Raw genomic sequence first — 21,806 nt, 5'->3', positions numbered from 1 at the left:
CGAGCTTAGCTCTTTCCATTAGTTTAATAAATTCGCGGCCAGCCAGGGGTGGATCACAGGCAGAACAGTGTCAGGCTGCATGGCTTTCGTATGGTCCATCTCGTTCCCCGGTAAGATCGCCACATCCCAGCCGAGCTGGCGTAACGTTTGTTCATGCTTGCGTAATGTCCCCGTGATATCGACAGTTACGCTCCCAAAGTTCTCGCCATACACGATGCAGTCCGCTTCGCCGGCAAAGGTAAGTCTCGGAAGGGTTATATTCTCCTGCACGGAGGTGTCGTCGAAATCGATCAAGCTTAGATACAGGGTCAAAAATTGCTTCGTTTGCTTCGGATCGAGTGTCACCTGAACCTGATCCCAGTCGAATTCTTCCGGGCTGCCGAAGTCCTGTAGGGGTTCTTTTGAAGACGGGGAGGGGCTCAGCGCTTGTTCATGAGTTTTGGCTGTGACGGTCAACATTTCTCGGTAGGGTCCTCCATAAGGCGGAAATCCCCCCATGATCAAGCTCTCCAGCCGGTTCGTCCGAATCGCCAGCTGTAAGCCGGCTAGGGCCAGCCAGGAATAGCCGTAGTAACTAAAGGTTTCGACCTGCATCTCGTCGGCGATGCGCAGGAAATCGAGCACGATACGATCCGGCGTCAAATGATCGGGCTCAGGGTGTTGAAACCGATGCCCTTCATAATCAAAATGCAGAACTTGAAACTGATCGGACAAGCCCTCTACGAAGCGCTTGCCTAACTCGGGATCAACGCCCCACATCCTAAGGCTTTCCGCTTCTTGTCCGTAGGCGGGCTTTTTGGCTATAGGCAGCATGATCGTTTTGCCTCCGGGTTTTCCGGTTAGGCCGACTTCCAACGTTGAACCATCGGCTAAGGTGACAAGCTTCTGATGTTTCATTCGAATCGCTCCCTTGCATGTGATACCTTCAGGATATAACATTCATGCAATCTTTCGGTTTTGTGCCGCGAATGCCTGATGTTATGATGATTATAACGACACTAGGTTAACGTAGCACTTTAAGGTTTTACTTTAAGCAAAGGGAGTGGGCTTATGCAGGAAGTCTATACGCCAGCACAAATTGCGGAACGGCTGAACGTAAGCACAACCACATTAAGGCGATATGAAGAACAAGGGTTAATTCCAGAGGTCTTGAGATCGGCGGGCAACCATAGAATCTATACGACGGTCCATATCCAAGCGTTTATCACCATTCGATCGTTGTTAGCCGGTTATGAGATCCCTGTCGTTTATGAGGTGATGCGAAGAATCAAAGAAGGCAGCGTCACGGAAGCCTTGTGGCTGATCAATCATCAATTGTACCAGGTCCAGGAAGAGAAGCAGAGGGTGGAAGGGCTGTTAACCATGATCCGGCAGGCGGATTTCCGTTCGTATAAGAACCGGAAGCTGACCGAAGCGATGACGATCGGGAAGGTGGCCGAGCTGGCGGGGGTGAATCCCTCGGCGATTCGGCATTGGGAGAAGGAGGGGCTGATCACCTCGACCCGGCACCCGGAAAGCGGATATCGCCTATTCTCCGTGCCCGAATTGCGTAAGATTCTGGTCATCAGCAGTTTACGTAAAACGATCTATTATATCGAGAACCTGCGGGATATTTTGCAAGACATGGAAGCCTTCCGTTTATCCAAAGTCGACCGTTCCTTCCAAGTGGCTCTCGAGAAACTAAACCAGAAGCTCACGACCCAATACCGAGGAATCGCAGAGCTGATGGCTTATATCCAATGTCTCTCGTAATTCGAGCGCCTGGGAAGGAACGGAAGAGGGTTGTTTATTTCTTCGACGAGGCGTTCACCTGCTGAAGCAATTGGATGATCGTTTCGTTTAGGCGGTTTATCTCCTCAGGCTCCATATCTGAAGCAGCAAGCAGGGACTGCGGAACACAGGCTGCTTTCTCTTGCAACGCTTTGCCTTTCGGGGTAATGAGCACATTCACCACGCGCTCGTCGGCGGAATCGCGGCGTCTTTCGATTAGCCCCGCAGCTTCCATCCGCTTCAACAAAGGCGTTAAAGTTCCGGTATCCAGATCCAACGCTTCTCCGAGCTCCTTAATGGTGCTCTTCTCCTTCTCCCACAAGGTGACCAAGACCAGATATTGCGGATAGGTCAGCTCCAGCTCATCCAAATACGGGCGATACAGCCGCAGGATGGCGCGGGAGCAGGCATACAGCGAAAAACAAAGATGTTCACCTAACTTCAAGCTTGGCTCATTCGTTTCCATGATGCACCTCGATTGCCTTTAATGTAAGTTTACAAACATCATAACAGAAGCAAGAAAAAGAAACTATATTTTTTACAATTTAATTGTTGACAATATTGTGGAGGGCGGGTAAGATGTGAATATAAATATTTTGCACAATATAATTTTGAAAAACAAAACGTGGAGGGATTAACAATGGCAAAAGTTACGGTTGGTCAAGAGAATGGAATTCCGGTGGAGCTTCATTACGAGGATGTAGGTTCGGGGAAGCCGGTGATTTTGATTCACGGTTGGCCGCTGAGCGGAAGATCGTGGGAGAAGCAGGTGCCTGCTTTGGTGGAAGCCGGCTACCGGGTGATTACGTATGATCGCCGCGGGTTCGGCCAGTCGTCGCAGCCTTGGAACGGTTATGACTACGATACCTTTGCTGCTGATCTGCATCAATTGATCTTGTATCTGGGCTTACGCGATGTCACCTTGGTCGGATTCTCGATGGGTGGCGGAGAAGTGGCTAGATATATCGGAACCTACGGGACGCAGCGGGTAAGCAAGGCGGTTCTGGCTGGGGCGGTTCCGCCGTACCTGTACAAATCCAAGGATAACCCGGACGGCGGGCTCGATGACGCCGCCATCAAGGGATTCCAGGACGGCGTACTCACGGATCGGCTGGCTTTCCTGGACGACTTCACGACGAATTTCTTCGCGGCTGGAGGTCGAACCGACCTGGTGAGTGAACCGTTCCGCTTATACAACCGCGATATCGCTGCCTTTGCCTCCCCGAAAGGGACGCTGGATTGCATCTCTGCATTTAGCTATACGGATTTCCGAGGGGATCTGGATAAATTCAACGTACCAACCTTAATCCTTCATGGTGATTCGGACGCGATTGTACCGGTAGAGTTTAGCGGCCAAAGAGCGCACGAGCAAATTCCGGGCAGCCAGCTTGTGGTGGTCAAAGGCGGCCCACACGGATTTAACGTGACGCATGCGGAAGAATTTAATGCGGCGTTGGTGAAATTTCTTCAAGGATAAGTAAAATAAGAAATAAGGGCACCCAAGAGGGTGCCCTTTGTTTTGTTCTATAGAACCGACTGCAGCAGGAAGTTGGCCAGGAACAGGAACGAGATGACGAACATGGAGACCGACAGCTGTTCCCGCTTCTTCGAGAACATCTTAAGCAGCGGATACGCGATAAAGCCGAAGGCGATACCGTCGACAATGCTATACGTTAAAGGAATCATCAGAATGACGAGAAACGCGGGAAACGCTTCGGAGAAATCGCTGAAATCGATCTTCGTGATATTCGTCAGCATGAGTCCGCCGATGATGATCAGGATCGGGGCGATCGCGGCGTCCGGGATGATTTTGATCAAGGGCATAAAAAACAACGAACCCAGAAATAACAACCCGGTCGTGACCGAGGTTAACCCGGTTCTTCCGCCTGCGGTAATGCCGGCCGCAGTCTCGACCGTCGATACCGTCGGGCTGGTACCCAAGAGTCCGCAAGCCACCGCGGAAATCGATACAGATTTAAGCGATTTCCCATTTTTCTCTGGAGCTTGAAGCATGCCGTCGACTTGGGAATGGACGAGCCCGATATTCTCGAAGACCAATACCAGAACCAGCGAGAAGCAAGCCGTTAAGAACGGAATGCTGGCCATATGACGGAAGTCCGCACTCATCCAGACGTTACCGTAGCTTTGAAACGAAATCGGCTCCGAGGCGAACGAACCCAAATCCACGATCCCGAACAACCAGGCCACCAGCGTTCCTACAATAATGCTGATGAGAAAATTCCCGGGAACCTTCTTCAAGAACAGAAACAGCGTAAGAATCAGGTTGATGATCGAAGCCAGAACCAGCGGGGCCGATAGGTCGCCGAGCGCCACAAAGTGGCTGGTGTTGCCGGTGACGATGCCGCTCTTCTGCAAGCCGATAAAAGCAATAAACAGACCGATTCCTACGGAAATGGATTCCTTTAGGGAAACCGGAATAGCCCTGGAAATCAGGGAGGACAAGCCTGTAAAGGCGACCACGACAAACAGGATGCCCGCAAGCACCGTGGCACCCAAGGCTTCTTGGTAGCTGAGTCCCATCGAACCAACGATCGTATAGGTAAACAAGGCGTTGATCCCCATGCCGGGAACGAGAATTAATGGCGCGTTCGCCACGAACGCAACCAGCAAACAGCCGACAAGCGAAGACAGCACGGTGGCCAAGATCCCGGCCTCGAGCGGAATCCCCGCATCCTTCAGGATATTGGCGTTGACGGCGATAATATACACGATGGAGAAGAACGAGGTTAATCCTGCGACAAGTTCTTTTCTCACATTCGTTTGGTGTTGCTTAAGCTGAAATACTCCTTTCATGAATCAATCACACTTTCAAAATATCCCTCTCCCACCCGCATCAAACGAAATGAACCTGAGTTACTTCGTTTATGCCAGAGGCTATTATACCACGGTTTATGACGGATTGCCTTTTACAAGTTGTTCCTTGGTGGGGATTAGGTCCGGCGAATGAAGGCATGACGGCGATTGAGTCTTAAGTCCCGTAAAAAAATAGGACCAAACTACCGATAACAAGATGTGTCAACATCATGACATTTTTAACATCAGGAGGGGAACATGAAGAGAAAGAGTTCGTTCGTATGGGTAGTTTGTCTGTCGTTGGTTTTGTCGTTTTGGGTTTCATCTGGGCCTCCGGTTCAGGCTGGCACCGATTACAAGCCGATTGAATCGATTACGCTGAGGGAGTCGCCTTTCTCGATTGGAGAGGGCTGGACCGTTAATGCAAGCTTTAATTCGAATGCCCCCTATGCGTTAGCTAAGGGGAAAAAGGAGTACCTCGCCGTTGGCCCTTACGGCACGGTGATGAAGTCTACGGACGGGGTTGCCTGGAAGGCCTTGTCGAAGTTCGGGAGTTATCATTTTACCGCCATCGACTGGGATGGCTCCAAATACGTAATGTTCGGCAGCAACACGGAATATGCTAGTCGCCTGTATGAGAAGCCCTCTGAGGGATTTGCCTCCACGGACGGCCTAACATGGACGAAGATTGATTTTGATCCGGGCGAGACAATCTACCAATTGACATGGGGAGAATCCGGATTTGTCGCGGTGGGGCAAAAGCATATTTTCTACTCCAAGGATGGGGAGCACTGGGAAACCAAACGCACGCTGTTTAACGATTATGGCGCGGATATCCTGAGGTATGTGAACGGGATTTATTTGATTTCCAACCAATACGAAGATCCATTTGTCCTCGTCTCGAAGGATGGGCAGAATTGGTCCGCCAAAACCTATAACGCATCCGCCGGGATTCAGGATATGATCTGGACCGGGAAGCAATACCTGGGTGTTGGTAACGGTATCTATACTTCGCCCGACGGGTTTACTTGGACGAAACAGGCGAAGTCCCCAAGCGGCGCCGAGCTGATGACGATTACCTCCGGACATGGCCTGTACATCGTTACCGGTGCTGCAGGTCAAACGAGCGGGGTCAACAAAAATGTAGCCTATACATCCAAAGACGGCGTGAGTTGGAAGAAGACGGATCTTTCTTATCTTCACGCGAATATCTACATCATCTATCCGGTAGCCAGCGGTTTTGCAGGAATCGGTTCCAATGATCGGCAGGATTTCCCCGATAGCACCTACGCTCTGTATACGAAAGACGGCAGCTCGTGGAGCTACCGGTTGACGGGCTCGCAGACAGGTGGGGAGCTGGGAGGCATCGCGACCAACGGGAAGAGAACCGTGGCCGTTGGGTTGGCTGGCAACGTAATCTATACCGATGACGGGATTACTTGGCGGGGCGGCAATCCGTTTGCCTATCGGGACAGGCTGGGTAGACCGAATTTATACGATGTGGTCTGGGGAGCAAACAAGTTCGTTGCAACCGGTCATTACGGTATTTACTACTCCACGGACGGCTATAGCTGGAAGAAGGCCAATGTACCTCTCAAAGATCAGTATGGTCAGTTGCGCAATATTTTGTGGACCGGTAAGTTTTTTGTAGCGTCGGATCAATCCTATGGCACTTATACATCTAAGGATGGGGTGAAATGGACTCGGGTGGCTAGCGTGAGCAATGGAAACTGGCTGACCTCGATGGTCTGGGACGGCAAGCGTCTGCTAGCTGCTTTCCGCGTGCATAACTACAACACCGGCGTCGGGACAACCAAGCTGATGCAGACGACGGACGGGATGAATTGGAAGCTGGTGAAGACGATCGATTTGAATCAGACCTACCTGGCTTGGAACGGCAGTTCCTATGTGGCATTAGATCTATATAATTCTACGAACACATGGGTGTCCAAGGACGGATTGAATTGGTCAAAGAAACAAATGACGTTCCCGAACGGCAGTTTTGATGCCTTGGACTTCTTAACCTCATTCGACGGTAACTTCTTCGCAATGGGAACGGACTATGATGAGGTTAACGGGGACGGGGAGTATGTTCCTTACCGCGTGTACTATCTGTCCAAAGACGGAGTGCAGTGGAAGAAGGTAGCGATTCCCCCAATCTATCAAGGGATTGACGGAGCCGGCACGCAAAGAATGTTCGATGGAATCAAAGTCTATGGCAAATATATCTTCGTTGGCGGAAATGACGAGATCATGTACGTAGACCGGCTGACGGGCTCGAAGTAGAATTGATGAAAGCTGGATGGGCATGGGGGGACCTCATAACCCATCCTTTTTTTGCGGTGATATCGGGTTTGGTATAATCAGAGGTGTGTGTTCCATGAATGACTATGGCTGGATCATAACGCAGCGTGAATTGGATCGAACAACTACGGTAGACGATTAGGGATGTGAATAGATGAAGTATAGGGACATCGTGCAGGGCCGGCTACAGCGGCGGGTGAACCGTTTTATTGCCGAGGTTATGGTGGGCGACGCCGTGGAACAGGTACACGTAAAAAATACCGGCAGGCTCAAAGAGCTTTTGCTGCCGGATACCGAGGTCTTGTTAGAAGCCTCCGATCGTCCGGAACGGAAGACGAATTATTCCTTGATCGCGGCTGCCCATGACGGAGGCTGGGTGAACGTAGACTCGCAAGCACCTAACCCGGTGGCGTTCGAGGCGCTGAATGCGGGGAGTATCGCAGAAATTGGCCCCGTTACCCGTGCAAAGCGGGAAGTTACGTATGGGGACTCTCGGTTTGACCTGTATTACGAACAGGGGGAGAAACGTGGGTTCATTGAAGTTAAAGGTGTCACGCTCGAACAGGGAGGCATCGCCATGTTCCCGGACGCCCCAACGGCGCGGGGAACCAAACACGTGTTGGAACTGGCCAAGGCGATCCTAGAAGGGTATGCCGGGACAGTTCTGTTCGTTGTGCAAATGAAGGGCTGTCACGCGTTTACCCCTTACCGGGAAATGGATCCGGCCTTTGCGGATGCGCTCAAAGAGGCCTCCCGGCAAGGCGTCCGTATCTTGGCTTATGAAGCCATCGTGACGGAACGGGAGATCGTGTTAGGCGGCAGCCTCCCGGTTCGTCTGTGAGTGTTGTCTGTAGCAAGGCGGCCGAATTGCAATCTTCCTGACTTTATGATGAAATTTACGAAGGCGGACTTTTCGCCGATCTGAGCCTATTGCGAACAGGAAAGGGGATCCCCATGAAATTAAGAGTATCCGCTGTCCAATATCATCTGCACACCATTGGCAGCTTCGACGAGTTCGCCCGTCAGGCCGAACATTATATTAAAACCGCGGAGGAGTTCAGCGCGGATTTCGTGCTGTTCCCTGAGTTTTTCACCACGCAGCTCATGTCCATCGGATCGCCGGACGGCAGAGCGCTGACCATCCAGGAGCTGCCGGACTTCACGGAGCAATACCGCACCCTGTTTAGCGGGTTGGCCCGGCAAACCGGGATGCATATCATCGGCGGGACGCATGTGATTCGTAAGGGGGATCAGTTGTACAACGTGGCGCATCTGTTCTACCCTGACGGGAGAATCGCGGAGCAAGCCAAGCTGCATATTACCCCCACCGAAGTAACCGAATGGAACATGACGCCGGGCGACGGCCTGGAGGTGTTCGAAACCGAGAAGGGCAAAATCGCCATGTTGACCTGCTATGACATCGAGTTTCCGGAGATCGTCCGGATGGCCAAAGCGAAAGGCGCGGATGTCATTTTCTGTCCATCCTGCACGGACGACCGCCATGGCTTCCATCGGGTGCGCTATTGCTGCCATGCGAGAGCGGTCGAGAACCAAGTGTACATCGTCGCCACCGGTACGGTTGGTTCACTGCCGACGGTGGATTTCATGCGGGGCAACTTCGGACAGGCGGCAGTAATTACGCCAAATGACGTTTCGTTCCCGCCGCGCGGCATCCTGGTGGAGGGCGAGATCAACGACGATATGATCGTGACTGCCGATCTGGATTTAGAACTGCTTTATCAGGTTCGAGAAAAAGGCTCCGTCACGACCTGGCGGGACCGGCGAACGGATCTGTATCCCGACTGGAAATAAATCTAGAATAACGCAATTGTCCGTGGAGGCGAGACGCGATGTATCGCAAGGAATGGTATGTGTTTGATCAAGGCCGGCCCGTGCCGGCTGTGATTCGAAATTATGAAGAGAGGGATTTCCCGGGGTTGATCCGCATTCAGCAGGAGAGCTTTCCGCCCCCTTTTCCTTCGGAGTTATGGTGGACGGAGGAACAGCTGAGCCATCATGTTCAGCTGTTCCCGGAAGGCGCGTTGTGCGTCGAAGTGAACGGCGAGTTGGCCGGATCGATGACCGGGCTCAAGGTCGACTTCGATCCCGGCAAGCCGGAGCATTCCTGGGCGGACATCACCGATAACGGGTACATAAGGAACCACCGCCCCGAGGGGAACACGTTATACGTTGTTGATATCGGCGTGCGACCGGCTTACCGGCAATGGGGCCTGGGAAAATGGTTGATGCTGTCCATGTACGAGCGGGTGGTACACCAAGGTCTCCAGCGTTTGCTCGGCGGCGGGAGAATGCCGGGGTACCACAAGCACGCGGCAGAGATGACGGCTGAGCAATATCTGGGCGCAGTCGTGAGCGGCGAGCTGAAAGATCCGGTGATCACCTTCTTGCTGCGATGCGGCCGTACGCCCGTTGCGGTTGTACCCGATTATTTGGAAGATGAGGAATCGCTAAATTACGCGGCACTGATGGAATGGAAGAATCCATTTATCCAATCTCTACTTGAATAGGAGGCGTTAGAAGCCCATGGAATTTACTCGAATCACGAATATTCAGGACCCTTTGTTTAAATCCATGCATCAGTTGATGCAAGACGTATTCCCACCGGAGGAAGTGCTGGAATTCGACCTTTGGAAGGAGCCCCTGGAAGACCCCGGCATTCGCGTATTCGTCGCGGTGCATGAAGGGCGGGTTGTCGGAGCAACGGAGTATCGGTACTACGAGGACTTTAATGTGGCGATGACCGACTTCACCATTATCGGCCAAGCGGGCCTTGGCATCGGTCGGTTCCTGGCGGATCGCCGGCTGCGCGATTTGCACGCCTTGGCGGAGGCAAACGGGAAGAAGCTGCGTGGCATGTTCGCGGAAATCTACGATCCTTACCGGGTGGAGCATCACGAATTCGGCGGAGTGAAGCCGATGGATCCGTACGTGCGCCGCGAAGTATTGTCCCACCTTGGTTACATGCGGTTGGACTTCCCATACGTGCATCCGTCTTGGAATAATGACGGGGAAGCGGTCAGCGGGCTCGATCTTTGCTTCCTGCCGATGGACGGCAGCGACGATAGCCTGGAATCGGGGTTGATCGTTCAATTCCTGGAGCGGTATTACACGGTGCTGGAGAACAAACCGCAGGCCTGGTACGACATGGTGGAAGGCCTAAGAGCTCAAAATAATATAAAGCTGCGGCCTATCTAATTCATGGGATTGCAGGAAACAAAAAAGGTCGATCAGGAGCACGCCCCCTGATCGACCTTTTCCTATCTTGCAACGGGTTCAGGAAGGGATATTCAGCGCAGTTTGAATATTCTGCAAATCCCGCCCGATTTGATCCTGAAGTTCATAGGGCTGATAGAAGCCGCGCCTCATCATGTAGCCCATAATCATCTCATGAGCGTCGATGGCCTCCTCTAGTTGCTTGGTCAAGACATTCCGGACCTCCGGTGTGGCGCACTCCGTGACGGCCATGGCATAGTTTCGGACGGAGGTCTTTGCATTTAGCAAGTAGTCCATAGCGATGACTTCGTCGGTCAGCTTATCGAACCCCATCAAGTGTTCGAGCACCGGGTTCATAGGTCCCTCCCTCCCGACGGAGCCGGGGACAGAAGACCGCTTAGTTCGTGCAATTGCTGCGTGGATACTTGAACGTCATGTTGCAAAATCTGTTTTAGCTCCGGGTCCGAGACCAGCAGCTGCATCGTTTTTGCCTTGGTTAAGGCAATCGTTTTAGCGGCGGCCAGCTCGTGGACTTCCAGGGTTTCATGTAAAGCTTGATTCGCTATATTCATGAGGGTTCCTCCTCCTGCTTTGGTGTTGGTGAGTTACGGCTTTAAAATCACCTTGATGCAAGCATCGGTCTTCGTATCAAACACTTCGTAGCCGCGTTTAGCTTCATCTAGCGGGATCACGTGGGTGATGATGTCACCGGGATCGACCTTGCCGGAAGAGATCAGCTCGTACATGTGCGGCATATAGTGGATGACCGGAGCTTGACCGGCCCGGATGTTCACGTTGCGTTGCATGATGTCGCCAAGCGGAAACCCGTTATATCGGCCGCCATATACGCCGGTAATTTGAATCATTCCGCCTTTGCGGACCGCTTGCGAAGCAATCACCAGAGCGCTCATGGCTCCCCCATGCAGCTTCAGGCCACTGGCCAGAAATTCGAGGTTCGTCATTTTTCCGTCCATGCCCACCGCATCGATGACGACGTCTGCGCCGCCTTTCGTGATTTCCTTGAGATAGGAGCCGACGTTCTCGTATTGTTCGAAATTGACGGTTTCCACCTGATTCGTCTGCTTGGCATGCTGCAGCCGGTAATCCACGTAATCGACGGCAATGACCCGTTTCGCGCCCTTCAACCAGGCAAATTTCTGTGCAAGCAGTCCGATCGGACCGCAACCCAATATGATGACGGTATCTCCTTCCTTCACCCCTGCGTTATCGACGCTCCAATAGGCCGTTGGCATCGCATCGGAGATGAGCGCCAGCTTCTCGTCAGGCTGTTCGCAGCTCTCTGGTATCTTATAATGAGTAAAGTTCGCGTACGGCACGCGCAGATACTCGGCCTGGCCACCGGGATAACCGCCCGTATTGCCGGAATAACCGAAGTAAGCGCCCATATCACCGTGTTCGTTGGCGTTATCGCACTGGCTCTCCAACTGATTTTTGCAATAAAAGCATTCCCCGCAAGCGATCGTAAACGGGATAATGACCCGGTCCCCCTTCTTCAGATGGGTTACCTCGGGGCCGACCTCTTCCACGATCCCCATCGGTTCATGACCGATGATATAGTCCTCCTGCAAATTCGGGATCATCCCATGGATCAAGTGAAGGTCCGAACCGCAGATCGCCGTACTGGTGATTTTGATGATCATGTCATCGGGTTTTTCGATCTTCGGGGCGGGGACTTCTTTGACGATCACGTTTTTGATTCCCTGATAGGTTACGGCCTTCATGCTTGGCTCCCCTCCAAATGCTCGTCCGGCGTCCGATCGAACATGCCGATGCGCCGTGTATCCGCAGGGAATAAATCCATCTGTCCAATGAGGATGGTGTTCTTAGCCGAAAGTTGGTCCAGTTGGTATTGCTCGGTTAAATCATAGGGATGGAACCATTTCTTGCGCATCATCAATTCGGTGATTTCCTGGTGCATGGCAATGCCCTGCCTTAGCAGGTTGCGCAGCAAAATCCGGGCTTCGGGTGAGGCAGTTTCCGTCAGGGCGATCGCAATATTGCGCACACCTTCCTTGGCCCGCATCAGGAAGTCGACAGCGAAGGTCATGTCAGCGATTTCTGGCATATTTAGCGCGTTTATCGGATCCAAATGATCGTTGTTCATCTCGACGCTCCTTCTATTGGATAATCGGCTCGGGCTGGCTTTCGGGAACGGGGGCTTGAAAAGGAACCTGGCCATATAAAGCCTGCAGATCCTGAAGGGCTTGGAGCGTTTGCTCCACGTCCTTTTGCATCAAATCCTTGAGCTCCTGATCGAATACGAGACCTTGCATCAATTTGGATTTCGCCAAGCACAATGTCTTGAAATTGAGGATTTCATGAAGATCTATCGATTCATGGGGGGCTAAAGCTGGCTTATTCATGCGGCTCGGACAACCTCCTGTTTTTAAGGGATAGCTTTCCCTGGGTTTGGAGAGTTATGCCGAGAATAGATATAAAAAAGACGGTACCCGTCATGGACCGGCACCGTCTTTATTACGTTGTTAAATCGGGATCACCAGTTATTCCCCGCTCCTCGGATGATGTGGAAGTTCGGCGATTGGTTCTCACCATAAATGGCCGTGACGCCCGGGTTATTTACCTTCACATTGGTGAAGCGGGCTTCACCGACGGCGGGCCCTTGCCCGTCCTCGGCCTTGACGACCAGCTTAATGCCATAGCGGGTAGGGTTGTTGATCGTAATGTTCTCCAGGCGAACGTTCTGCATCGGCAGATTCTCCGGCGATTTGGATTGGAACATGAGGCCGAAATAGACCGGGTTATTGATGTCCACGTTCTTCACCACGATGTTCTTAAGGTCTCGGTCGCCACCGAAGAACCAGATGGCCCCGAAGTTCTGATAATCGTTGATCTTGTCGTCGGCCCCAACGCTGGTCCAGAAATCCCCGCCGGTGCGGTCCAGCGTGACGCCGTCAATCACGGTGTCCTGGTCGCCGAAGCCCAGCGTATTGTAGCCAAAGCTTAAGCTGCTGATGGTAACGCCGGGATAAGTGAGCGTATCGGCGCCGTACAGGTTCTGGAACAGGTTGTTCTGGCCGCCGTAGACGGCGAAGGCCGCGGCTCGGCGTACATTGACGGCGGTGAGGTTAGTATATTTATTGCCCACATTATAAGAACCTCCAGCGTCAATCGCGCTAAATAACGCAAACGAGTCGTCGCCCGTACCGCGGGCATAGTTATTGTCGATTACGTTATAGGAGGAGCCGTTGGTCATGTTGATGCCGTCTGCGAACATGTTCTTGATGCGGTTGTTTTTAAACGTATTGTAGGAGGAGTTTACGCCCCAATACAGACAGACAAAGTGTTCCGCCCAAACGTTCTCGATGGTCACGTTCTGCATGCCGTTTCCGTCGATGAATTTGCCTGGGCCGTCCTGACGGTAGATATAGTTACCCCAGGCGGACAGGTTCTTGATGGTTGATCCGTTGGCGGCGGAGCTGATATTAAACCCAACGTCCGTGTTTGTTTGGTCTTGCGGAGCGACCAGCTTGGTGTGCCAAGGGCCTGCCCCGATGATCTCCGTCGCCCGGCCGTACAAGAAGATCTTGGACGAGATCGTCCACTCCCCTGCCGGGATGAAGATCCCCTTCTTGGACGAATCCTGACGGAATTCGTTCAGCGCTTGTTCAATCGATTTGTTGCTCGACACCTGAACGTATTTGCTTGGATCCGGGTTGGTTGCCGGCGGAGCAACATTCTCCGTTTCAATCATATCTACGTAAATCCAGGGGACGTCCCCGGCGTCCTTCTGGATCTTGATCTTGGTTCCAGCTGGATAGACTTGGTCGAGCATGAGCTGGGAATCCTCGTACAACCAGTAAGCCTTAGAGCCCGAGTTATCATAGCCAAGCCGTCCGAGCGTGGAAGGCGTTGCATACAAGTAAGAGAATTTGGACGTTACGGTGAAGTTGCCTTTGTCCACGCCGTTCGCGTAAATGCTGACCGTACCGGTGGTGTTTTCGGCTACGGCATTACGTAATACGAATGCGTTGGCTGGCGAGGTCAAGGTAAATTCCACGTATTCCCCCGTAGCATCAAGTTGAACGGCCGATCGCCCGGATGCCTCGCCAGCGAAGTCGCCCGGCGTAAAGTTCGGAGCGAGTTTGGTTCCGTTCGTGCTGTTCGAGGAGGCTTCAGCCTCCAGTATGGAGAACGGCATGTTGGCGCCCCGTCCGGAATATAAGCTCGCGGTGCCGGTATTGTTATTCCGTTTCACGGCGACTTCGTTTGCGTCTGCTGCTACAGTAGTCGTTACTGTATAGCTGCCGTTGACTGCGGTCCAGGTTCCCAGGGTAACGTTGGCTGATGCTCCCGGCGCAAGGGCTCCGCTGTAGGAACCGTTTAGCGACTGCACGGTTGTCCCTGAGCTAGTCTTCAGCTCCAAAGTGATGGCGTGTGCACCACCCGCCGAAGCGATTGTCCCCTGGTTCTTCAGATTCACGGTAAAAGTGACGGTGTTGCCTGCGCTTGGATTCGATGGCGTCCATGCCGCGGTCGCGATCAGATCGGAGCTTTGCACCTGGCCAATCGTCAACAGCGAACCGTGGGTGTAGCTATTATTCGCATCGTTGGTTTCGATAACGGCATTGCTCTCGTCTACCTTGGCGGTGACGGCGTAAGAACCGGCTTCCTTCGCTCCGATCGTTGCGGAGACATTAGCCGTAGCGCCAGGAGTAAGCGCACCAACAGAAGCCGTGCCGACAAGGGTACTGCCCAGGTAGAAGTTCACGCTGGTAGCGCTCGATGCAACGGTACCTGCATTGCGAACGGTGGCGTTTAACGTAACGGCTTGCGTCTCGTCTGGGGATGCCGGCGACCAGGAGATGCCGGTCACCGTCAGATCCGGATTCGGCGCAGGCGTACCGAACACCTGGAATTCAGCCACTTGTCCGCCCGGTGCGCCGGAATTGGCCGTAAACCGCAATTGTACCTGACTCACCGTGGCGCTGACAGGAATCGTGATGGTATTTTGTGAAGTTGGGTTAAATGTATAGGAAGTCGCCGAGACCAGGTTCGTAAAGGTCGTCGAATTTTGGTCGTGTCCCAGCACTTGAATCGTTTGCGTACGTGTCGCCCATTCGCTGGAAGGATTCAGCTTGAGGACAATCGACGTGATGTTGGCGTTGGCGCCAAGGTCCGCGGTGAGCGTGCTCGGGTGACCGTTGCCTTCCCAATAGGTGGTCGTATCGTTATCATTGGCATTCGCCGCGACGAATGTGAACGTCGATGAGGAAGCCGTCATCGTCTTGCCAATGGCGAGATTGGATCCGTCTCCTCCTCCCGATCCGGTCCGCGTCACGGTATTGCTTGGTGTCGACGCATTGCCGGCCGCATCCTTGGCTACGACGGAATAGGTCACTGTAACGTCGGCGGGTTGCGTATCCGTGTATGTCAACGTCGATCCGTTGACGCTGCCGCGAAGCTGGCCGTTGGCGTAGACGTCGTATCCGGTTACGCCGACGTTATCGGTTGCGGCGCTCCAGGTCAGTTTTATGGAGCTGGAGGTCGGCTGCGTGAACGCCAGGTTGGCCGGAGCGGTTGGCGGCTGGGTATCTACACCGCTGTTCCCCAAAGTAAACCCGATCCAGTTGATATTGAAGTCATTTCCGCTGGCATAGACGCGAAGGGTTTGAGAGCCTGCATTTAGCGTGACGCTGGCGGTCACGGTCTGCCAATTTTGCCAGCCGCCGGTGTTCGGCACTACAGTCGTAGCTAGCGTCGTCCCGTCGGATTGCAGCTGGATTGCTCCTGTCCCGGCATTACTCGCTACTCTATATTCCACGGTGTACGTGCCTGCATTGAGGACGTTTACGTTATAATCCAGCCAATCCCCGGCATGAATCCAGCCGACGTTCAGCCCGCCGCCCGTATCCGAGGTGGGTTCCGTCTGAATGCCGTTCATCGCGCTGAAGTTCTCGGCTTCGATCTTGCCCGGAATCGTGGAAGGGGTAGCCGGGGAAGCGCCGTATACCTCTACTTCAGAGAGTTGCCCTGCCGGCCAGGCGGTGTTCGCCGTGATCTGAATTCGCACGTAGCGCGCGCTGGCGGACGTAAGGTTAATCGTCACCGTGTTGGCGGCGCTCGGATCAAACGTATAGCTGGCCGAGGCCTTCAGATCAGTGAAGCTAGATCCGTTCGTACTTCCTTGCACGGATAAGGTCTGAGAACGGCTCTCCCAGCCGGACGGTAACTTCAAGACAACCTGATCGATCTGTACAGCGCTGCCGAGATCGACCTGTACCCACCCGGGAAAAGCATTATTCGTGCTTTCCCAATACGTGGCGACATTCCCGTCGGTTACATTGGAAGCATGGTATACATCAGCATGGCCGGATTCCGCTGCGGGTTTTCCTGCAGCCAAATTCGGGCCGCCTGCCGCATGGGCCGGTGCGGTCCACCCTGCCGAACTGAAGAACGTTGCTGCGAACAGGGTCATGACACAAATCCAGGCAATGATGCGTCTTTGGCTTTTCACGATTTCATTCTCCTTTCAGAATAAAGATCTTACGAGTCTTACATCTGGTAGAGTCTTCGTGGTGGACCAGCGGGGACTTACTTTACGAAATCTGCACAATATACCAATGTAAGCGATATCAGAAAAAGACGCATTCCCCCCTATTCACGCTAATCGGTATAGGTACCGCATCCCCATCATAAATCAGGATTGATTTCCAAATAAAGGTGTATTTCTATGAGAATGGTGTGCAGGATTAAGATCATTGGCTATCCCAACGGATGTATGCCGGTTTTCAGATTCTTGCCCCGTTCAAGGAGAGGATAGATATAATGAAATCAGAAGGGATTCCCGGGAGGAGCGGATAGGCATGAAAGAACGTCTGATGAAGTACATGAACAAGTTTACCTCCTTAACGGAAGATGAACAGCGGGCCATTCTTTCAGATCGCCGGGTGGAGGAATTTGAAAGAGGAACTCTCCTTTTACGGCAAGGGGAACCACTGGATAAGTGTTATTTCGTATTGCTCGGCTGCGTGAGGCAGTATTCGGTGGATGAGGACGGGAAAGAGGTTACGTCCAACTTCTATACAGAAGAACAAGCCATAGCGTACTTCAATCGACCTAAACAGGGCAGCACTTCCGATTATTCGTTGATCTGTTTGGAATTTTGCGTTTTGGTTGTGGGCCAGTTAGACGCGGAACAAGGGATGTATGAAAAATATAAGCAATTGGAGACGATGACGCGAAGGATGATCGAAGAGAACTTTGGAGAGGTGCAAGATCAGTTCGCCGCGTTTATCGCCTCCACGCCCGAAGAGCGCTACAAAAACCTTTTGCTGAGCCGGCCCGGGCTCGCCGACCGGGTACCGCAGCATCAATTGGCGAGCTACCTAGGCATGACCCCCGAGTCGCTAAGCCGGATGAAAAAAAAGGTCCCGCTAAACGCCGGTAGAAACCCTTAGTTCTTTGCGGTCACCTTCCCTCCCCTAAACAGTAACCAGAGACCAAAACCCAATTCGCCGAAGATCATAGGCACCTTGAAGATATACTCCATGACGACAACGATAGGATCGGATGCGGATAGAAACATAGGAGCGAGATGGATGAGAATATAACCGGCGGATGCCAGAAGCAATAAAATACTGATGATTTTCGGGATATGGTCCGATGAAATAGCCACATAACCCACAATCAGGAGATGTCCGCCAAAAATGATCAGCCCTACCGACCAGATGGACTCGAACGCATCCAGGAATAGCATCGTAACGGCGGGAAGCTGTCCTTGGCCCAACCCGGCGAATTTTTCTGGAGAACCAGAGAGCAGCGACACGAACAATAAATTCAATATGGAAACTCCTAAGATTGCCGCGTAAGTCAGTCGAAACCAAGCGCTGAGCAAGGCCAAGGCCTCATGAACAGGCTTCAGGAAAACATAAATGGCCCAAGCGGCTACGATATCGCAAATCAGGATGAGGATCCAGCCCGCGATTTCGCTTTTCAACAGCAGATTGGCGGATCGAAGATGATTCCATGTGGCGCTGGCGTCGCCATGGCCCGTTAGGCTTTCATGGACAAAACCATAGGAGAACGATGCCGCGATGGCCATGAGGAGCAGTGCCGCACCTCCGATTCGAGCCGCTTGGTGCCGAAACCCTCGTTCCTTTTCCAACGTTTCCATTTCATACAACCCCCTAAAATGACTTGAAATCATTCATCATTTTAGCCAAAGGGGCTGGAAGGGGCATTAACTTAAGTTAATTTTTCATTCTTGGTTCGCAATTTCTAATCCATATCAAAAACGGAACCGCCCCATTCGATCGAAAAGGCGGTTCCGTTTCATTTAAGCGGCGACTTACGCCAACCGCATTTTGAAATCTTCATATCCAAACTCATGCAGGATTTCGCAGTCGCCATCCTTATGCTGCAGCACAAGTGCTGGCAACGGCATGCCGTTGAAGGTGGTGTTCTTCACCATCGAGTAGATCGCCATGTCGCCGAACACCAGGCGGTCGCCAGGCTTCAGCGGCTGGTCAAACGAATAGTCGCCGATATTGTCCCCGGACAGGCAAGTTGGCCCGCCCAGTCGATAGGTATACGGCTTCTCGCCGGCTTCGCCCGAACCGAACAGCGGTGGACGGTACGGCATCTCGAGCACGTCCGGCATATGGCAGGAGGCCGAGGCATCAACAATGGCGATGTCCATGCCGTTCTTCATCGTATCCAGCACGGTCGTGATCAGGTAACCGGCGTTCAGCGCCACAGCTTCGCCCGGTTCCAGATACACTTCCAAACCGTATTTGTCCTGCATCCGCCGAATGCACGCTTCCAGCAACGGAATATCGTAGTCTTCCCGCGTGATGTGATGGCCGCCGCCGAAATTGATCCATTCCATTTGCGGCAGCCATGTTCCGAACTTCTCTTCAATCGCATCCAGCGTGGTCGACAAATCGTCCGAGTTCTGCTGGCACAAGGTATGAAAATGAAGACCAGACACGCCCTCCAACAGTTCCGGACGGAAATGCTCGAGCGTCACGCCAAACCGCGATCCGACGGCGCAAGGGTTGTAGATGTCATGCCCCACCTGCGTGGAGCATTCCGGGTTGATGCGCAGGCCGATTTTTTTACCGGCCGCCAGCACCCGATCGCGATATTTCTCCACTTGGGAGAACGAGTTAAAGATCACGTGATCGCAGAGCTCGATGATTTCGTCCATCTGATCGTCCCGGTAGGCCGGGGCAAAGACGTGATTCTCCTTGCCCATCGCCTCGTGACCGAGCCGGGCTTCGAACAGGCCGCTGGATGCCGTCCCGCTCAAATACTGGCCGATCAGCGGATAAGTGGTGTACATCGAAAATGCTTTTTGCGCCAAAATAATCTTCGCGCCCGTCCGCTCCATGATGCCGCCCAGGATCTTCAGGTTTTGTTCCAAAAGTTTCTCATCGACCACATAACAAGGTGTTGGCAGTTCCTCGAAGCGCATATTATCTAACGTACTCCGTTTCTTTGCGCTCTGCGGAGGTCTCCTCTTCCGGGAACGCGTCTACCAGCTCCGGATTGAAGCTTTCTTGCCAAGGCAGACCCCATTTGTTCAGCGCATCCATGAATGGATCCGGATCGAACTCCTCGATGTTGTAAACGCCTGGTTTGTTCCAAGTGCCGTTCATCAGCATCATTGCGCCGATCATCGCCGGAACGCCGGTCGTGTAAGCTACGGCTTGGGAGCCGACTTCTTTGTAGCATTCTTCGTGGTCGCACACGTTATATACATAGTACAGCTTATCTTTGCCGTCTTTTTTGCCTTTGAAAATACAACCGATGTTCGTTTTGCCTTTCGTACGCGGTCCAAGCGAAGACGGATCCGGCAGTACGGCTTTCAGGAACTGCAGCGGCACGATTTGCTTGCCTTCGAATTCGATCGGCTCAATCGAAGTCATGCCGACGTTTTCGAGGCATTTCAAGTGCGTAAGGTAGCTTTGGCCAAACGTCATGAAGAAGCGGATCCGTTTAATGCCTGGAATGTTAAGGGCCAGGGACTCGATTTCCTCATGGTGCAGCAGGTACATATCCTTTTCGCCGATTTCAGGGAAGTTGTAGACGCGTTTGATTTCCATCGGCTCGGTTTCGATCCATTCGCCGTTCTCCCAGTAGCTGCCCTTCGCGGACACTTCGCGGATGTTGATCTCCGGGTTGAAGTTCGTCGCAAACGGATAGCCGTGGTCGCCCGCATTGCAGTCGAGGATATCGATGTACTCGATTTCGTCGAAGTGATGTTTCAGGGCATACGCGGAAAATACGCCGGTTACGCCTGGGTCAAAGCCGCTGCCCAGCAGTGCGGTGATGCCGGCTTGCTCAAAGCGCTCGCGGTATTCCCATTGCCACTTGTATTCGAATTTCGCGGTATCTTCCGGCTCATAGTTCGCCGTATCCATGTAGTTCGTCTTGGTTGCCAGGCAGGCGTCCATGATCGTCAAATCCTGATACGGCAGAGCCAGGTTCATCACCACGTCCGGTTTAACTTCGTTGATCAGCGCGATCAGTTCGTCGACGTTGTTGGCATCGACTTGCGCCGTCGTGATTTTCGTCTTGCCGCCGTCCAGCTTCGCTTTCAGTGCGTCGCATTTCGACTTCGTGCGGCTGGCAATGCAGATTTCCTCAAAAACCTCGCTGTTTTGAACACATTTGTGGATGGCTACAGCAGCGACGCCGCCGCAGCCGATGATCAGTGCTTTTCCCATTTTTCCATCTCCTAACCTTCTTCGAATTTTGGCATAGCGGGCGTGAAACGTAAAAAAAGCAAGTGAACATACGCATACCTGCGCATCATCACTTGCTTCTGATATAGTCAATATTAAGTAAGCTCCAGAATGACGGACGAACGCCCGTCTGCATCGCCGTACGAAACCATCGCACGAACGCACGTAGTGGAAGTCTTAATATTCAATATATCATGCTTTGATCAGAGTCTATTTAGCAAATAATTCGCCTTTACCACTCTTATTGACCGTTTCACAAGTTGATGTGCATATGCACTGGTTGTAAAGTAACCAACTTATAAAATTTGAGCTTTTAACTCAATCAATAAGGCAACTAAGTTGCCAATCGGCATTTGACCCGGCTGTCCGTATGGCCTTAACTCTCTTGTAGGAAAGTGGTCAAAAATTATCTGCTTGGAAAGACTCGCGATATATTGAATACAACCTTTCCAAAAATCATGCTCCTTTATATTAGCAGGAACTGTTTCGGACGGCAATAGCTAATTTAAAATAAATTTTTCTTGAGTTTTAGGGTGCTTTACGTGGGTTGTTCGTCTGTTCGCGCGTCTGCCCGCGCGTCTGCCCATCCATCTGCCCGTTCGTCTGCTCATCTGTCTGCGCGTCCGTCTGCGCTAACGCTTGCCACGAGTCTTATTTGGCAAAAAACAGGGGGGCTGGCGTACTAACGCTTGTCAGCGAGCTTATGGACGGAAAATACGCTGTAGAACTCGTAAAATCGACCCAATAGAGTTCCAGGTAAGCGTTACGCGTAGAAAACTTCCATTTTGGCGCGAATAGCGTTTGTCACAAGCGTTACACGACTAGGCTCATTCCGTCACACCCAGTCGAACCCGTAACCCCCCCGTAACCCTCCGTACCCCTCCGTACCCCTCCGTACCCCCCATCGCACCCCGTCGCACATCCCTAATCACCAACTTGACGCGAATCAAGGAA

The 21,806-nt window shown here is 52.6% G+C and carries 20 protein-coding genes; 8 read left to right on the top strand and 12 right to left on the bottom strand.

The window, feature by feature from the left end; genetic code table 11:
- Positions 1-18: 18 nt before the first annotated feature.
- Positions 19-897 (bottom strand): alpha/beta fold hydrolase, encoded by an 879-nt coding sequence (locus KJS42_RS06975; protein WP_244868406.1) that lies wholly within the window; start codon positions 895-897, stop codon positions 19-21.
- Between the two features lie 153 nt (positions 898-1,050).
- Between KJS42_RS06975 and KJS42_RS06970 the strand changes: the two genes are divergently transcribed.
- A complete protein-coding gene (locus KJS42_RS06970; RefSeq protein ID WP_213622414.1) occupies positions 1,051-1,752 on the top strand; it encodes a MerR family DNA-binding transcriptional regulator in 702 nt (233 codons plus the stop codon).
- A 34-nt stretch (positions 1,753-1,786) separates the two neighbouring features.
- On the opposite strand, the gene KJS42_RS06965 is transcribed toward KJS42_RS06970, so the two are convergent.
- The gene (locus KJS42_RS06965; protein WP_155604665.1) at positions 1,787-2,236 is read right to left on the bottom strand and encodes a MarR family winged helix-turn-helix transcriptional regulator; all 450 of its coding nucleotides are present in this window, start codon (positions 2,234-2,236) and stop codon (positions 1,787-1,789) included.
- Between the two features lie 174 nt (positions 2,237-2,410).
- On the opposite strand from KJS42_RS06965, the gene KJS42_RS06960 reads away from it, so the two are divergent.
- Entirely contained in the window at positions 2,411-3,247 is an 837-nt protein-coding gene (locus KJS42_RS06960; protein WP_213622413.1) for an alpha/beta fold hydrolase, read from the top strand.
- A gap of 47 nt (positions 3,248-3,294) precedes the next feature.
- Here KJS42_RS06960 and KJS42_RS06955 read toward each other — a convergent pair whose 3' ends face one another.
- Positions 3,295-4,584, bottom strand: coding sequence for an NCS2 family permease (locus KJS42_RS06955; RefSeq protein WP_213622412.1), 1,290 nt, complete (start codon positions 4,582-4,584; stop codon positions 3,295-3,297).
- Positions 4,585-4,842: 258 nt separating this feature from the next.
- On the opposite strand from KJS42_RS06955, the gene KJS42_RS06950 reads away from it, so the two are divergent.
- From KJS42_RS06950 to KJS42_RS06930, 5 genes are all read left to right on the top strand, one after another.
- A complete protein-coding gene (locus KJS42_RS06950) occupies positions 4,843-6,870 on the top strand; it encodes a beta propeller repeat protein (protein ID WP_213622411.1) in 2,028 nt (675 codons plus the stop codon).
- 172 nt (positions 6,871-7,042) lie between these two features.
- Positions 7,043-7,729: a DNA/RNA nuclease SfsA gene (gene sfsA / locus KJS42_RS06945; RefSeq protein WP_213622410.1), complete on the top strand. Its 687-nt coding sequence runs from the start codon at positions 7,043-7,045 to the stop codon at positions 7,727-7,729.
- A 113-nt stretch (positions 7,730-7,842) separates the two neighbouring features.
- Positions 7,843-8,700, top strand: a complete 858-nt coding sequence (locus KJS42_RS06940) for a carbon-nitrogen hydrolase family protein (protein WP_213622409.1) — start codon at positions 7,843-7,845, stop codon at positions 8,698-8,700.
- 38 nt (positions 8,701-8,738) lie between these two features.
- Complete coding sequence (locus KJS42_RS06935) at positions 8,739-9,416, top strand: GNAT family N-acetyltransferase (protein WP_155604671.1); 678 nt, start codon at positions 8,739-8,741, stop codon at positions 9,414-9,416.
- A gap of 16 nt (positions 9,417-9,432) precedes the next feature.
- Entirely contained in the window at positions 9,433-10,104 is a 672-nt protein-coding gene (locus tag KJS42_RS06930) for a GNAT family N-acetyltransferase (protein ID WP_155604672.1), read from the top strand.
- A 78-nt stretch (positions 10,105-10,182) separates the two neighbouring features.
- On the opposite strand, the gene KJS42_RS06925 is transcribed toward KJS42_RS06930, so the two are convergent.
- From KJS42_RS06925 to KJS42_RS06900, 6 genes are all read right to left on the bottom strand, one after another.
- Positions 10,183-10,479, bottom strand: a complete 297-nt coding sequence (locus tag KJS42_RS06925; RefSeq protein WP_155604673.1) for a spore coat protein — start codon at positions 10,477-10,479, stop codon at positions 10,183-10,185.
- Positions 10,476-10,694: a hypothetical protein gene (locus KJS42_RS06920; protein WP_155604674.1), complete on the bottom strand. Its 219-nt coding sequence runs from the start codon at positions 10,692-10,694 to the stop codon at positions 10,476-10,478. The genes KJS42_RS06925 and KJS42_RS06920 overlap by 4 nt, the downstream gene beginning before the upstream one ends.
- Before the next feature lie 33 nt (positions 10,695-10,727).
- Positions 10,728-11,864 carry a zinc-dependent alcohol dehydrogenase gene (locus KJS42_RS06915; RefSeq protein ID WP_213622408.1) on the bottom strand — a complete coding sequence of 379 codons (1,137 nt, stop codon included), beginning with the start codon at positions 11,862-11,864 and terminating at the stop codon, positions 10,728-10,730.
- Entirely contained in the window at positions 11,861-12,247 is a 387-nt protein-coding gene (locus KJS42_RS06910; RefSeq protein WP_193418917.1) for a spore coat protein, read from the bottom strand. The genes KJS42_RS06915 and KJS42_RS06910 overlap by 4 nt, the downstream gene beginning before the upstream one ends.
- A gap of 13 nt (positions 12,248-12,260) precedes the next feature.
- Positions 12,261-12,506: a spore gernimation protein GerQ gene (locus tag KJS42_RS06905; RefSeq protein WP_213622407.1), complete on the bottom strand. Its 246-nt coding sequence runs from the start codon at positions 12,504-12,506 to the stop codon at positions 12,261-12,263.
- Positions 12,507-12,637: 131 nt separating this feature from the next.
- Complete coding sequence (locus KJS42_RS06900; RefSeq protein ID WP_244868405.1) at positions 12,638-16,618, bottom strand: carbohydrate-binding protein; 3,981 nt, start codon at positions 16,616-16,618, stop codon at positions 12,638-12,640.
- 349 nt (positions 16,619-16,967) lie between these two features.
- Between KJS42_RS06900 and KJS42_RS06895 the strand changes: the two genes are divergently transcribed.
- A complete protein-coding gene (locus KJS42_RS06895) occupies positions 16,968-17,561 on the top strand; it encodes a Crp/Fnr family transcriptional regulator (protein WP_213622406.1) in 594 nt (197 codons plus the stop codon).
- Here the strand turns inward: KJS42_RS06895 and KJS42_RS06890 are convergent.
- The 3 genes from KJS42_RS06890 to KJS42_RS06880 all read right to left on the bottom strand — a co-directional run bounded on the left by KJS42_RS06890 (position 17,558) and on the right by KJS42_RS06880 (position 20,834).
- The gene (locus tag KJS42_RS06890; protein ID WP_213622405.1) at positions 17,558-18,277 is read right to left on the bottom strand and encodes a DUF4386 domain-containing protein; all 720 of its coding nucleotides are present in this window, start codon (positions 18,275-18,277) and stop codon (positions 17,558-17,560) included. The genes KJS42_RS06895 and KJS42_RS06890 overlap by 4 nt on opposite strands.
- A 174-nt stretch (positions 18,278-18,451) precedes the next feature.
- The gene (gene nspC / locus KJS42_RS06885) at positions 18,452-19,579 is read right to left on the bottom strand and encodes a carboxynorspermidine decarboxylase (protein WP_193418919.1); all 1,128 of its coding nucleotides are present in this window, start codon (positions 19,577-19,579) and stop codon (positions 18,452-18,454) included.
- 1 nt (position 19,580) lies between these two features.
- Positions 19,581-20,834, bottom strand: a complete 1,254-nt coding sequence (locus KJS42_RS06880; RefSeq protein ID WP_059041383.1) for a saccharopine dehydrogenase family protein — start codon at positions 20,832-20,834, stop codon at positions 19,581-19,583.
- Positions 20,835-21,806: the final 972 nt, after the last annotated feature.

Origin of the sequence: Paenibacillus sp. J53TS2, assembly GCF_018403305.1 — a bacterium.
GTDB classification, from domain to species: Bacteria; Bacillota; Bacilli; order Paenibacillales; family Paenibacillaceae; genus Fontibacillus; species Fontibacillus rhizolycopersici.
This window is presented reverse-complemented; position numbering and strand designations above follow the sequence as displayed.

Bases quoted from the DNA above. Each gene is read 5' to 3' on its own strand.
- KJS42_RS06975 (WP_244868406.1), bottom strand. From the start codon at position 897: ATGAAACATCAGAAGCTTGTCACCTTAGCCGATGGTTCAACGTTGGAA.
- KJS42_RS06970 (WP_213622414.1), top strand. From the start codon at position 1,051: ATGCAGGAAGTCTATACGCCAGCACAAATTGCGGAACGGCTGAACGTA.
- KJS42_RS06965 (WP_155604665.1), bottom strand. From the start codon at position 2,236: ATGGAAACGAATGAGCCAAGCTTGAAGTTAGGTGAACATCTTTGTTTT.
- KJS42_RS06960 (WP_213622413.1), top strand. From the start codon at position 2,411: ATGGCAAAAGTTACGGTTGGTCAAGAGAATGGAATTCCGGTGGAGCTT.
- KJS42_RS06955 (WP_213622412.1), bottom strand. From the start codon at position 4,584: ATGAAAGGAGTATTTCAGCTTAAGCAACACCAAACGAATGTGAGAAAA.
- KJS42_RS06950 (WP_213622411.1), top strand. From the start codon at position 4,843: ATGAAGAGAAAGAGTTCGTTCGTATGGGTAGTTTGTCTGTCGTTGGTT.
- sfsA (WP_213622410.1), top strand. From the start codon at position 7,043: ATGAAGTATAGGGACATCGTGCAGGGCCGGCTACAGCGGCGGGTGAAC.
- KJS42_RS06940 (WP_213622409.1), top strand. From the start codon at position 7,843: ATGAAATTAAGAGTATCCGCTGTCCAATATCATCTGCACACCATTGGC.
- KJS42_RS06935 (WP_155604671.1), top strand. From the start codon at position 8,739: ATGTATCGCAAGGAATGGTATGTGTTTGATCAAGGCCGGCCCGTGCCG.
- KJS42_RS06930 (WP_155604672.1), top strand. From the start codon at position 9,433: ATGGAATTTACTCGAATCACGAATATTCAGGACCCTTTGTTTAAATCC.
- KJS42_RS06925 (WP_155604673.1), bottom strand. From the start codon at position 10,479: ATGAACCCGGTGCTCGAACACTTGATGGGGTTCGATAAGCTGACCGAC.
- KJS42_RS06920 (WP_155604674.1), bottom strand. From the start codon at position 10,694: ATGAATATAGCGAATCAAGCTTTACATGAAACCCTGGAAGTCCACGAG.
- KJS42_RS06915 (WP_213622408.1), bottom strand. From the start codon at position 11,864: ATGAAGGCCGTAACCTATCAGGGAATCAAAAACGTGATCGTCAAAGAA.
- KJS42_RS06910 (WP_193418917.1), bottom strand. From the start codon at position 12,247: ATGAACAACGATCATTTGGATCCGATAAACGCGCTAAATATGCCAGAA.
- KJS42_RS06905 (WP_213622407.1), bottom strand. From the start codon at position 12,506: ATGAATAAGCCAGCTTTAGCCCCCCATGAATCGATAGATCTTCATGAA.
- KJS42_RS06895 (WP_213622406.1), top strand. From the start codon at position 16,968: ATGAAAGAACGTCTGATGAAGTACATGAACAAGTTTACCTCCTTAACG.
- KJS42_RS06890 (WP_213622405.1), bottom strand. From the start codon at position 18,277: ATGGAAACGTTGGAAAAGGAACGAGGGTTTCGGCACCAAGCGGCTCGA.
- nspC (WP_193418919.1), bottom strand. From the start codon at position 19,579: ATGCGCTTCGAGGAACTGCCAACACCTTGTTATGTGGTCGATGAGAAA.
- KJS42_RS06880 (WP_059041383.1), bottom strand. From the start codon at position 20,834: ATGGGAAAAGCACTGATCATCGGCTGCGGCGGCGTCGCTGCTGTAGCC.